At 37.1% G+C, this 13,603-nt stretch carries 10 protein-coding genes; 6 read left to right on the top strand and 4 right to left on the bottom strand.

The window, feature by feature from the left end:
* Window positions 1-190 precede the first annotated feature (190 nt).
* Together NZD88_RS20600 and NZD88_RS20595 are read right to left on the bottom strand one after the other, a co-directional pair.
* Window positions 191-1,588 (bottom strand): M949_1556 family lipoprotein, encoded by a 1,398-nt coding sequence (locus NZD88_RS20600; RefSeq protein WP_259831643.1) that lies wholly within the window; start codon window positions 1,586-1,588, stop codon window positions 191-193.
* 20 nt (window positions 1,589-1,608) lie between these two features.
* Window positions 1,609-4,488 (bottom strand): carboxypeptidase-like regulatory domain-containing protein, encoded by a 2,880-nt coding sequence (locus NZD88_RS20595; RefSeq protein ID WP_259831641.1) that lies wholly within the window; start codon window positions 4,486-4,488, stop codon window positions 1,609-1,611.
* Between the two features lie 246 nt (window positions 4,489-4,734).
* Between NZD88_RS20595 and NZD88_RS20590 the strand changes: the two genes are divergently transcribed.
* Complete coding sequence (locus tag NZD88_RS20590) at window positions 4,735-5,922, top strand: endonuclease/exonuclease/phosphatase family protein (protein ID WP_259831639.1); 1,188 nt, start codon at window positions 4,735-4,737, stop codon at window positions 5,920-5,922.
* A gap of 55 nt (window positions 5,923-5,977) precedes the next feature.
* Complete coding sequence (locus NZD88_RS20585) at window positions 5,978-6,397, top strand: DUF6146 family protein (protein ID WP_259831637.1); 420 nt, start codon at window positions 5,978-5,980, stop codon at window positions 6,395-6,397.
* Between the two features lie 102 nt (window positions 6,398-6,499).
* Here the strand turns inward: NZD88_RS20585 and NZD88_RS20580 are convergent, their stop codons facing one another.
* Together NZD88_RS20580 and rho are read right to left on the bottom strand one after the other, a co-directional pair.
* Entirely contained in the window at window positions 6,500-7,096 is a 597-nt protein-coding gene (locus tag NZD88_RS20580) for a superoxide dismutase (protein ID WP_259831636.1), read from the bottom strand.
* Between the two features lie 315 nt (window positions 7,097-7,411).
* A complete protein-coding gene (gene rho, locus NZD88_RS20575) occupies window positions 7,412-9,277 on the bottom strand; it encodes a transcription termination factor Rho (RefSeq protein ID WP_259831635.1) in 1,866 nt (621 codons plus the stop codon).
* Between the two features lie 145 nt (window positions 9,278-9,422).
* Here rho and NZD88_RS20570 point away from each other — a divergent pair, with 145 nt between their 5' ends.
* The 4 genes from NZD88_RS20570 to NZD88_RS20555 all read left to right on the top strand — a co-directional run bounded on the left by NZD88_RS20570 (window position 9,423) and on the right by NZD88_RS20555 (window position 13,586).
* On the top strand, window positions 9,423-9,812 hold the full coding sequence (locus NZD88_RS20570) for a DUF4293 family protein (protein WP_259831634.1): 390 nt from the start codon (window positions 9,423-9,425) through the stop codon (window positions 9,810-9,812).
* Window positions 9,813-10,270: 458 nt separating this feature from the next.
* Window positions 10,271-11,191 carry a M28 family peptidase gene (locus tag NZD88_RS20565; protein ID WP_259831633.1) on the top strand — a complete coding sequence of 307 codons (921 nt, stop codon included), beginning with the start codon at window positions 10,271-10,273 and terminating at the stop codon, window positions 11,189-11,191.
* Window positions 11,192-11,379: 188 nt separating this feature from the next.
* A complete protein-coding gene (locus NZD88_RS20560) occupies window positions 11,380-13,212 on the top strand; it encodes an ABC transporter ATP-binding protein (RefSeq protein ID WP_169236698.1) in 1,833 nt (610 codons plus the stop codon).
* 26 nt (window positions 13,213-13,238) lie between these two features.
* Entirely contained in the window at window positions 13,239-13,586 is a 348-nt protein-coding gene (locus NZD88_RS20555; protein WP_259831632.1) for a DUF1801 domain-containing protein, read from the top strand.
* Window positions 13,587-13,603 lie beyond the last annotated feature (17 nt).

Raw genomic sequence — 13,603 nt, 5'->3', positions numbered from 1 at the left:
CCAATGATTAATATTTCAAAGATATTTTAACTATTTCAAATGATTTATTCTATTGGACAAACTTATCACAAGGATAATAGGAATATCAGAATTTAAATAACTTCAGATTTCCTGATCATTATAAAAAACATTACTAACAAAAAAAAGGCCGTCTCCTAAAAGACGGCCTGTATTTAAAATATCAGATTGATTATTGAACCTGAATATTGTCTAACTGAATAGTCGTGGTAACACCAGTAGATGCTCCGGTATATTCAAACAGGATAAATCCGTTACCCGTTAATGTAGACGGTAATGTATAAGTTCCCGCAGGAGCCAATGTACCGTAATTAACCGCAGGAGCCTGTGGAATTGTAAATGCAGAGGTAATATCTGTTTTAGTTGCCGTTGTAATATCTCCAAGCGGAGTATAGTTGGTGGTATAGTATACTTTTAAAGCATTACCATTCCAGAATCCAACGTTAACATCAAATTTCACTGTATTGGCTGCTGTAAAATCAACAGGTACCGCAAAATACGTTAAATAGTTTCCAGAACCGGAGTTAGCTCCCAACTGAATATATTTATTGTTGCTGAAACTTTTTAACTGCCAGTATCTGTTTCCTAATACCGCATCATTTACATATTTAGGATATACTTCCAGGTTAGTAGGCGTCAGTGAATAACTTTCAAAGTTTTCAAGGAATGAACCAGAATAAGAGATATCAGTACCTCCTTTTGGCGGCGTTGCATCTACTCTTGTTCCAGTGAAGTTAATATCAGATAAGCTTCTGATCAGCATCTGCCATGTCGTATTGTATCTGCTTACTACGAAAGTAACGGTCCCGTTTCCTTTTGGTACAAGTTCACCTCCACTCTTGAAGAATCCAGAGTTTCTGATCACTGCAGCACCTCCCAATTTATCTTCAATATTTCTGTCGGTATCCAATCCCTGGTTTCCGGCATCATAATCAAGATATTTTTTCTGAACAGGGAAGATCTCACCGATACCGAACTGTACGTCAGATACAGTCACTAAAGTGTTGATTAAGTTAACCTGCTTTGCATCATTTAATGAATTAAGTTTTGTAGGAACAAGCGTTTGGATATCCAAACCATTTCCTCCACAAACTCCTGAAACATATCGTCCAACAAGTGCCTGAGGAATTCTACCGATCGCAAAGTTCGGATCTTCAGAACCAAGTTTAATCGTTCCTCTGTCAAGACCTAAACGTAATCCTTTAGCATTAATTCTAATGTGTGCTCCTACCGGGAAATCAGCAAAGTTACTTGCTTTATCCACTTCGATCTGAAGACCTACTGTAGGATTAACTGTTTTATCCTGGAAAGAGATGGTTTTATAGAAATTCCCCTGAGCATCAGAAGAAACAATATACCCGTCGAAGATCTGATCTGTTGTAATTAATTTATATCCTGTAGCAGGAGCCTGAGCCGCAAAATCTGCCATTGAAATGGTAGGCGCTTCGAATTTATTTGAACAAGCGATCGGGGGAGTTTCCCAATCATCATTCTTTACACAAGAAGACAATGCAGACAGTACACCTACTGCTACGAATGTCGTTTTGAAAAAGTTAGTGAAATTATTCATTGTTATTTTTTTATTTTTTATTAGAATCTGAATTGTAAGTTAACAAAGTACGAACGTCCCTGAGTGTACCAGTATTTCGGTCCGAAAGAAGGTGCTCCACCATAGTAGTCAGCAGCAAAATCATTAGCTTTCGTTTCTCTGGTCTGCTCGAAACCTCCGGTAATGAACCTTTTGTTATTTAATATATTATTTACAGAAGCCGTCAATAATATATAATACTTTCCAATCATGAATGATTTTCCTGCATTAGCATTTAAGAAAAATGCAGAAGGAAGTTGTACAGGCTTCAGCATATCACGTACTTCACCATCAGTAAGGCCAAGGTAAGGTGTGCTTGAATATGGGTTTTGAATAAAGTTATTGGTTCTTAGAGCCGGAGCCGGATCCAGATAATTGTTATCAAAATAATTCCAGTTTGCTCCTACCCACCAGTATTTAGGGTTATTATAACGGAAACCTAAAGAAAAAGCACGCTGAGGAGTTCCCCCTTGCTTATAATCTTTCAAATAAGACTTTCCGAAAGAAGTCACGCTACTTCCTGACGCATCAGAAACCAGATATACTTCAGGATTATTTCTGTAAGTATACTCACCTAAACTCGCAAGACCCTGTAAAGATAAAGTAGGAAGAACTTTCAGGTCAACACCTAATTCAACCCCCATATTTCTTTTCTCAACATTGGACATTACCTGAGTAACGAATGCACTCTGTACCTGAGAAACAGATCCGTCTGGGTTGGTACTGCTCAACTGAATTCCGTCTGCAAAGAATCTCTGTACATTGGTTTCATTCTGTGTATCTACAATATATCCTGATGCTCTTAATTTAAGGAAAGGTGTATTGATTACATAACTTAAATCATTGGCAGTATATACAGTACTTCTGATATTAGGATTAACAAGTGCGTTAATTCTAGGATTGATAAACAAATCTTCCAGGAATGGTGCCTGGTTGTACATCGCTCCGTTATATACTAAGAAGTTACGTCCGTTGATACGGTAAACTACTTGACCTTTCAGACCAAAATTCCAGAAGTTGTAATCTTTACTTTTCCCGTAAGAGTTCTCATATAAATAATGCTTGAAAAGACCTTCTCTGTTTGAAGAAGAATATCCCGCCATAGCAGAAACGAATACATCGAAATTTCCTGTAGAGAATTTCAGTCCCGGATTTACTTTTGCTTCCTGTCTTCTCAGGATATAGTTGTAAGTCATGCGGTCTCCCACTCTCAACTGAACGTTAGGATCCAAAGTATTATAGAATCCTGTAGAACCTGGCTTAGCTGATTCTTTAAATGGATCTACACCAATAGCATAATCACCCCCTAAAAGATCTTTCACTTCACGGTAAAGCTCAGATTTATAGTTCTGATAAGAAACGTTCATGATAAACTTCGTACGGTCATTAAAGTTGTACGTGTAGTGTGTACCAGCGTTGAAGATCTTATCATCGCTTACATCATCTACCAGATATATTTTAGAACGCTTCCCTGATATTCCATAAAGACGGGTCATTTCAGCTTGGTCTGCAGCATCGTTCTTTTGGTTGTTGGCGTAGATCTGCCCCCAGTTGATCTGAGTAACATTCGGATCTCCGTTTTGCCAGTTTGATAGACTTGTATTATATGCATCCAACAGAGTGTTATACTGTGATGGATCAGTTATCCCTGTCCCATTGGTTGTATTGTAAACAATACTGTTAAGATAATAACTCGGTAAATTTCTGTAATAGGTAGGAGAAGGATTAGTAACTCCGTTCCAGTCTAAACGTGAACCTTTATCTTTTCCAAACTGGTAAGATGCAGTAGTCCAAAGGCTGGAATTCTTATTGATTTTCCAGAAATCCTGAACCTGGAAAAGTGGCTGGAATCCTCTTCGGACTCTTTCGCTTCTCTTTTCTCCATCCTGCCATCCCCAGTAAGAGTTGTAATGTACCCCTCTGTAGTCATAGACTTCCTGAGTACTTGGACTGGCTGTAGATCTTCTGTATGGCGCACCGATCGCATTGAAAGTAATCGTATGGCTGTCACTGAATTTCTTTTCTATACCTAAGTAAGCACCGTAAGCATCATAGAAAGTCCCTTCCTGGATTCCTTCTTCAGCCCATCTTCTTGCTCCCATTACAGTAAATGCCCATCCTTTCTTGCTCATTCCTGAGGTATAACGTAAAGAGGTTCTGTTTCTGTAGTTTCTGTTAGTTAGGGATTGTGTAAACTGGAATCCTTTTCTATACTCACTTGCTTTTGTGTTCTTGTAAACAACAGAGCTGTTTCCACCAAAAGCATATTCAGACGGGGAATGGTTAGACGCGATTTCCGGATATCTCGTGATCTCGTTCAGTCCCCCCCAGTTGCTGAAGTCAACATTACCATTATCAGATTTTACCATAGAAACACCGTTCAGCATAGACTCACCTGTTCTTCCATCAATACCTCTTGGGCGGAACCAGTAAAATCCTAAATCAAACGCAGCAATTCTACTGAATACATCCATTGATGATTGTAGCAAACCTACCGTAGAAGCTTGTCCACTGCTGTTGCTGTCGTCATCATCATTGTCTATAATCGCTAAACCTTGATCTGCGCTTGTAAGATTAGAATATAGGGTAACAATCCCCAGATCCTTTCTTTTCTCATCAGCTACGTCAAACTCCATCATTTTGGTTTCGAAGTTTGGTTTCGTAATCATAATTTGATAATGGCCCGGCTGCAGGTCTACAAACTGGAAGTATCCAATTTTATCAGCCGTTACATCATTTTCGCTCCCTTTAAGATCTACTTCTGCCCTTTCAACGGGCTTTCCATCAGCATCCTTAAGATACGCAAATACAGTAGTCTGCGCAAAATAGAATGAAGCTGGAAGTAAAGTAAATAAAGAGACTAATGATAGTTTTTTAATCATGAGTATATTTATTTTTTTTAATACTTTTCTTATTAGTTTTCAACAGTTTAAAAGTTGGGGGCACAAATTTAGTCAAAATTTAGAATTTCCAACTTTTTTAACATTATTTTTTCTTAACATTGCAAGCTTTTATGATTCATTATATAAGAGAATTATTTTATCTTGTTTTAAATTTACAAATATTTAAAATGGGTTGAATTAAAAAAAGGTAAATTTGTCGTTTAAATAATTTTAATACTCTAGAGGATGAAGAGATTTATAAGTTTTATGGCCATCGTTTTTTCGGTAATGGCTTTTGCACAACAGGGGAAACTTCGAAAAGTAGCTGCTGTTGGCTTTTTGAATGTAGAAAACCTTTGGGACACTATCCGTTCTGCAGATTATATTGATGGTACAAAAGACATCCGTAATCCGGCTTTCCACAGAAGCATCCCTATTGATTCTATTCAGTTTTTAGAAGCAGAAAAATATGATGGACAATGGAGCGACGGCGCTTTAAAAGGTAAAAAAGCAGTAAGATACCAAAGCGGCTCTGAAGAATTCACCCCTAAAAGCGGCAAAAATTATAATACTAAAATTTACAAAGCAAAGCTTACCAACGAAGCCAAAGTAATTGCTGAACTTGGTGCACAATATACAAAAACAGCTCCTGCTGTGGTAGGACTTATCGAAGTAGAGAACAGACAGGTGATTGAAGATCTTGTAAAACAACCTGCTCTTGTTAAATATGATTACGGAATCATACATTACAATTCTTATGACTACAGAGGTATTGATGTAGCCCTGATCTATCAGAAAAGAAGATTCACAGTAACCAACTCTTTGAAAAAAGAACTGAAAGTTTTCGGTGATGACGGTAAAAGAGAATATACCAGAGATATCCTTGTAGTAACTGGTTTCCTTGATAATGAAAAAGTAGCATTCTTTATGAATCACTGGCCTTCAAGAAGAGGTGGTGAAGCGGTTTCATTACCAAAAAGAAATGCAGCTGCAGCTTTATTGAAACAACAAATGGACAGCATCAGAACAGCAGACCCTTCTACAAAACTTTTTGCAATGGGCGACTTTAATGATGATCCGGTGAGTGCAAGTTTAAAAAATCATTTAAAAGCTGTTGCCAATCCTAAGGACTTAAGCGAGACAACACCCTACCTCAACCTAATGTATCCTCTATATAAGAAAGGTATTGCTTCATTAGCCTATCAGGATGCACCTAACCTGTTTGACCAGATCATTGTTTCTAAAAATTTAGTATCCGATCAGGTAACAAAAGAATACTCAGTGTACAAAGCTGAAATCTTTGCTCCCGCTTATTTAGTCAATAAAGAAGGAAATTATAAAGGCTATCCTTTCAGATCCTGGAACGGAGACCAGTTTACAGGTGGATACAGTGACCACTTCCCGGCATTTGTCATTCTTCAGAAAGAACCATAAAAAATTAACTTAGGCACTCATTTTGAGTGCTTATTTTATATATCAATGTTTTATTATGAAAAATCTCATCGTTATAGTACTCCTTACGTTTCTTCCTTTCAGTTGTTTTTCTCAAAACACGCCTAAGAAAGGTGAAGAGAAGTCCGAAATGAAGCCTTCTAAAAATGATGACGGAGAATGGGATCTCACAGTGATTGATACCCAGTTCGATTACTTTTTGAACGCTATAGCCAAACCGATGAGCCAGTACTCCGAATCATATCTGAAAACAAAGAATACATTTCTGGTTACTGAATGGAACTCTTACTACAGTTCAGGGAAATACCGGAATATCATTGAATCCGGAATAGATTACGACCCCAGAGAAAATTATGGGATTAAATTTGAATACAAGCTGTATCAGGTTTTTGCTTATGTAAGCTGGAAATATGGATTGAAAATGAACGGGCTTTCCCCAAGTGATGCCACAAGATAATTTTTTTCAACCATACCGGTTCAATGATCCAATACATTTAAATAACAATAAAAAAGGTTCAGAATTTCTTCTGAACCTTTTTACTTTTATAATAGATGAAAATTATTTGTTGAATAATTCCTCCACTTTATCCCAGTTTACCACGCTAAAGAAAGCTGAAACATAGTCAGGTCTTCTGTTTTGGTAGTTTAAATAGTAAGCATGCTCCCAAACGTCAAGTCCTAAAACCGGAGTTCCTTTAACGTCTGCAACAGGCATTAATGGGTTATCCTGGTTTGGCGTAGAAGAAACAGAAACAGATCCGTCCGCATTTTTAACCAACCAAGCCCATCCAGAACCGAATCTTGTTTTAGCAGCATCAGAAAAATCAGTTTTGAATTTCTCAAGACCACCGTAAGCTTCGATAGCAGCTTTTACTTTTCCTACAGGCTCATTGCTTCCGCCCGGAGTTAAAATTTCCCAGAATAAAGAGTGGTTGAAGTGTCCTCCTCCATTATTTCTTACTGCTGGTTTGTCAGTTCCTGTCTGGCAAATCTCTTCAATAGTTTTCCCTGCTAATTCAGTTCCTTCGATTGCTTTATTTAAATTGTCAATATAAGCCTGGTGATGTTTTGTATAATGGATCTCCATAGTTTTTGCATCGATAGTCGGCTCCAATGCATCATATGCATATCCTAATTTTGGTAATTCAAATGACATAATTTTATTTTTAATGTTATATCCAAATTTAACCAATATTTAAGGGATTATCAAATACTGGGGATTACTTTAATAAATCTTTAACATTGATATATTGATTTAGAATGAATTAAATTTTATAAGAGGAAAGACAGAAGCTGGAAGACGACGGTTGTTTCAGTCTAAAACATCGCGAAAATCAATTTGAAAAAAAAAGAATATAATCTGATAATCCTTAACGCTATCACAATTTAATACAGCATTAAAAACCCTCAAGCACAAAAAAGCACGAAAATCAAGTGATTTCCGTGCTTTTTAATTAACAATTAAATTAATCTATTTATTCATAGACATCATGAATTCTTCATTATTTAAAGTTCCTCTGATGTTTTTATTAACAAATTCCATCGCTTCTACAGGATTCATTTCAGCAAGATACTTTCTGAAGATCCACATTCTCTGAGAAGTAACTTCATCTAAGAGAAGATCATCTCTACGCGTACTTGAAGATACAAGGTCAATCGCAGGATAAATTCTTCTGTTGGCAATTTTTCTATCCAACTGAAGTTCCATGTTCCCTGTTCCTTTAAATTCTTCGAAGATTACTTCGTCCATTTTAGAACCAGTATCGATAAGCGCTGTCGCGATAATCGTTAATGAACCACCTCCTTCAATTTTTCTGGCCGCCCCGAAAAATCTTTTCGGCTTGTGAAGCGCATTGGCATCTACCCCACCGGAAAGAACCTTTCCTGATGCTGGAGTAACGGTGTTATAGGCTCTTGCTAATCTCGTAATAGAGTCAAGCAGGATCACTACATCATGTCCGCATTCTACCATTCTCTGAGCTTTTGCCAAAACAAGGTTGGCCACTTTTACGTGTTTATCCGCTGCTTCATCAAATGTAGATGCTATTACTTCGGCATTTACACTTCTTTCCATATCGGTAACTTCTTCCGGACGTTCGTCGATCAGAAGGACCATCATATATACTTCAGGATGATTGGCTGCAATAGAGTTGGCAATATCTTTAAGCAACATGGTTTTACCCGTTTTAGGCTGGGCAACGATCATTGCTCTCTGCCCTTTCCCAATTGGTGCAAATAAATCAACAATTCTTGTAGACATTGTAGAATTATCTCCTGCCAGGTTAAATTTCTCTTCTGGGAAAAGCGGGGTTAAATATTCAAAAGCAACACGATCTTTAATGAATGCAAGATCACGTCCGTTTACTTCTATTGGTTTTAATAAGGAAAAATATTTTTCACCTTCTTTCGGAAGTCTTACAATTCCTTTTACCGTATCTCCGGTTTTCAGACCAAAATTTCTGATCTGTGCTGTAGACACATACACATCATCAGGAGAAGAGATATAACTGAAATCAGATGAACGAAGGAATCCGTAGTTATCAGGAAGAATTTCTAAAACCCCTTCAATACTTACCATCCCATCAAAACTGAATTCTTTTCTGTGTTCAGAATGATGCTCCTCATTTCTGTCAGCATGTTGTCTGTGCTGATTTTGATTAGGGTTCTGATTCTGGTGTTGATTAGGATTTTGGTTCTGACCCTGGTTTTGATTCTGATGCTGATTAGGGTTCTTATTTTGGTTTCCGCTGTTTTGCGGATTGTTGTGTCCTTTTTGTTGGGATCTGGTCTGAGGTTGGGAAGCAGCCGGCTTTTCTTCTGAGGGAGCAGATTCCTGAGGTTGTTCTGCATTTTTAGGAGCTTCTGCTCTTTCTTGTGAAGCTTCTGTATTGCCTGTGTTGGCAACCACTCTCTTTCTTTTTTTCTTAGACTGTGCTGAGTTGTTTTCTTCAGGAGTGGAAACTGTTTCAGTTTTGGGTTCTTCCTGCTTTATTTCTTCAGCGACTGGTACCTTTTCTTCTACTTTTTCTTCAGCCTGGGGTTTCGCTTCTGCCGGTGCTGTTACTTCTGCTTTCGGCTTGGCAGGTTGTCTTTTAGGCGCTGCTTTTCTTACAGGGGCCTTAGCAGGTTTATCTGCCGGTTTTTCTTCAGTATCCATGCTGGTTTCTGTGGCGTTGAAATAATCTTTTGCAACTTTAGGGTTAGAAGCCTGAAAGTCAAGAACGGCAAAGATCTTATCATTATCATTGCTGTTTCTAGCAACTTTAACGCCTAAATCTTTTAAGATTTTAGTCAGTTCCGTTACGGATTTTGACCTTAACGTTTCTATGTTAAACATACTTAATGTAAAAATGTAATTAATTGTGAGTAAGAAAAGTAAGTCCGGTGACTTTTGTTTTCAAGTACATATGTATAATGCAAATCTACACTTATTTTTGAATTGTGCAAAATTTATGTTATTTTTGCCAGGTATTTAAGAATCAATGTTACAGAGAATACAGACTATATGGACTCTACTGGCTGTTTTAGCCGCAGTTTCCCTTTTCGTTACAGGACAGGATGTTGACGTTTTCGGCAATATTCCGGTGATTAATATAAGCTGTATTGCCCTTGTTTTGGCAGGTGCATTGAGTATTTTCAGCTTTAAAAACAGAAAAAGACAAATTTTGCTGAATACGTTCAGCATCATTATAAACGTTTTGTTGATTGGTGTATTGGCGTACTGGTTACTAAACTTATCCGGAGGAATTCAGATTCCTGAGAAGGGTATTGAGCCGGTTTTCCCATTGATTGCGGTCATCTGTCTGCTTATTGCAAACGTTTTGATCCGCAGAGATGAGAGGCTCGTAAAATCTGTAGACCGACTTCGATAGCCTTACAACGATTTTTTGAGTGAGAACAGTTCCGAAAGGAGCTGTTTTTTTTGTGATTATGTAAAATCAAGTTTTATTTTTTTGACAAACGCAAAGGTTTATATTTAAACCGTATTATTTTAAGTAAAGCAAAGATGTCGGCTTCACCGTTGATTAAGCGACTGGATAATGCGAATGCTTATTCAGATCAATCGAAGATTGATTTTTTTCTTTGCATTCTTAAAATATGCTTAAATAAGATTAAACTTTGCGTTTAAAATTTAATAAGGCTTAATAAAATAAGTTATTATTTCTCTTAAAAGCAATCAATTTTATTAATCTCACTTAACTGCTTAAAATTTCTTAATGTTTCAAATACATTCCTTTTTCCCAATAATTTTTAGTTTAAAGATTAATTTATATCATTTCATGCAACATTTCCGTTAAGACTACGACTGATCCTATTAAATTATAAAAAAATGAAAAAACTAACCTACCTCGCCTTCTCATTCTTCTCTGTATTCACATTGGCACAGGAAGTTTCAAAAGAAAGAGTAAAGACCGTACTTTCAACACTGGCTTCAGACGAAATGAAAGGCCGCGAGATCGGAACTCCGGAAAATGACAAGGCAGCAGAATATATCGCAAAACTTTTCAAAGAAAATAACCTTGAATACTGTACCGGAAATTCTTACCTGATTCCTTTTGAATATGAAGGAAAGAAGGTTTATAATGTATGTGGTATCAAAAAAGGAAAAACGGATAAATACCTGGGCTTCTCGGGACACTTTGATCACATTGGAACCAGTGACAAAACGGGAGATAATATTTACAACGGTGCAGATGATGATGCAAGTGGAATTGCCACTTTAGCAGGTATCGCTGATTATTTCAAAAACAAAAAGCCTGACTTCTCGATGGTTTTCATAGCTTTCAATGGGGAAGAGAAAGGAATGCTTGGCTCAAGAGCAATTTCCACAAATGCCAATTTAGATAAGGTTTATAATAATATGACGGCACTTTTCAATTTTGAAATGGTGGCTACAGAGTCTCAGTTCGGAAAAAATGCACTTTTTATGACTGGTGATGAGTTTTCTGATTTTGATGAACTCTTTAATAAGTATGCTGCCAACGGCTTAACAATAAACCCTGATCCTTATGCTGCCCAAAAATTATTCTACCGATCAGATAATGTCAGTTTTGTGAAGAAGAAAATCATTGCTCACTCCTTCTCTACGGTTGACATGACAAAAGCGTCTCATTACCATAATGAAAATGACGATGTGAATGTTGTAGATTTTGATAATTTGACGGGAATCATCAATAATGTTGGAAAAACTCTTGAAAAATTAAACCCTCAGAATTTTGCTCCAAAATATAATGACAAAGTAAAATTTTAAATAATTACACTCATAAAAACCGCCGAAATGGCGGTTTTTTTCATACCAACACCCCGTCAACCATTAAAAACTAAACAAGTGTTTGTAACAAAACCTATCAAATTGAAACATATTAATTAAAGTAAAACAGGATTAAGAACGTCTATTCCTTTAATTTTACGTAATTTTGCTATCCAATTTTTCATTGAATGAAACCATTACAAAGAATACTTTATTTCGCGAAACCGCATCAAAAATACCTTTTCGGAAGTATGTTTTTCAATATACTCTATTCTCTACTTAATATCTTATCCGTTGGAACTATGCTTCCTATTTTAGGATTGATGTTTGGTACTATTGAAAAACAAGGGAAAGAGCCTGTATGGAGTGGAGCCTTTGGGGACTATTTCAATTACATAAAAGACAAAGCTTACTATTTCGTACAGACTCAAATTGACCAACACGGTGCTGTTCAGGTACTTGCCGTTTTGTGTGCCATCACAGGGGTTTCATTTTTATTAAGAAACATTTTCAGATATATCGGATCTTTTCTTTTGGTGAATTACCGTGTAGGTATTACCAAGGATCTCCGTACAGCGATGTACAATAAATTCCTTCAGCTTCCGGTTTCTTTCTTTACAGAACAGAGAAAGGGAGATATGATGTCCAGAATTTCCAATGACATCGGAGGTGTAGAAGGCGGCATCATGGGTGTATTGGTAGATATCATCAATGCTCCGTTCATGATCATTTCTTCACTGATCGCATTATTTTTACTGTCTCCTCAGCTTACCCTTTTTTCACTGATCGTTTTCCCTGTTATGGGCTTGCTGATCTCATGGACAGGAAAAAGCTTAAAAAAACAGGCTCATTATGCCCAGGCTGAGCTTGGAAATCTTTTTTCGCTGGTAGACGAAACTTTAAAATCGTCTAAAGTGATCAAGATATTCAATGCAGATAAGATTCTTAAGAACAGATTCAACGAAACAACGACCAACTGGCAGAACTTCGCCATAGATATGAGCAGAAAAAGAGAACTTGCCTCTCCTATGAGCGAATTCCTTGGTTCTATTACCATTCTTATCATTACGTGGTATGCAGGAACACAGATCTTAGAGGACCAGACTATGAAACCTCAGGCTTTCCTGGTTTTCATCGGGATGTTCTTCCAAATTCTAGACCCTGCAAAAAAACTTTCCAGTGCGATTTCTTCTATCCAGGGAGGTATGGCAAGTTTAGAGAGAGTAGCAGAAGTTCTTGACTACGATTTAAAAGTAGAAGAAATTGCAGAGCCGGTTTCTATCTCTACATTAAGCAACCAAATCGAATTCAAAAACATTGGATTCTATTATGATAAAGACAATGTTATCCTTAAAAATTTCTCACTGATCATTCCGAAAGGAAAGACTATTGCCCTTGTAGGACAGAGTGGAAGTGGAAAAACCACTATCGCCAACCTTTTGGCAAGGTTCTATGACGTGAATGAGGGGCAAATCTTAATTGATGGTGTAGATATCAAACATTTAAAATTAAAAGAATACCGCCAGCTTCTGGGAATGGTAACTCAGGAATCTGTATTATTCAATGATTCAATATACAATAACATCCTGATGGGTAAGCCTGAGGCTACGAAAGAAGAAGTAGTGGAAGCAGCCAAAATCGCCAATGCTGATTCTTTCATCACCAATCTTCCGGAAGGCTATGACTCCAATATTGGTGATGATGGAAATAAACTTTCAGGAGGACAGAAGCAGAGAGTTTCCATTGCCAGAGCTGTATTGAAAAATCCACCGGTAATGATCCTGGATGAAGCTACTTCTGCCCTGGATACGGAATCTGAAAGATTTGTACAGGATGCTCTGGATAAAATGATGGAAAACAGAACATCTCTTGTTATTGCCCACAGACTTTCAACGATTCAGAAAGCAGACTGGATCGTAGTGATGGAGAAAGGACTTGTGGTAGAACAGGGAACACACCATGACCTTATCGCTAAGAAAGGTATGTACCACAAGCTTGTGGAGCTTCAAAATTTTGACTAATCATTTTATGAATTAAATTCAGTTAAATGAATCCTATACAAGAGTACTTCTACAGAATCGATGAGCCTGAAAGAAGTACTCTTTTGTTTTTACGCAAAAAAATCCTAGAGTCTGATCCGGAACATATAACAGAAACATTAAGTTTCGGACTTCCTTTTTTTAAGTATAAAAAGAAAATGTTGTGCTACCTCTATTACAGTAAAAAATATAAACAGCATTACGTAAGTTTTTATCATGGGGACAGACTGGATCACCCTCTGTTGATTCAGGACGGCAGAAAGAAGTTTAAAATCCTTCTGATCGATATGGAAGAAGATATTCCTGTTGAGATTATTTTAAACCTTACAGAAGAGATTAAGAAGCATATCAAATAAAAACTGCGGCATGGTTT

Origin of the sequence: Chryseobacterium pyrolae (assembly GCF_025153485.1) — a bacterium.
GTDB lineage: Bacteria > Bacteroidota > Bacteroidia > Flavobacteriales > Weeksellaceae > Chryseobacterium > Chryseobacterium antibioticum.
This window is presented reverse-complemented; position numbering and strand designations above follow the sequence as displayed.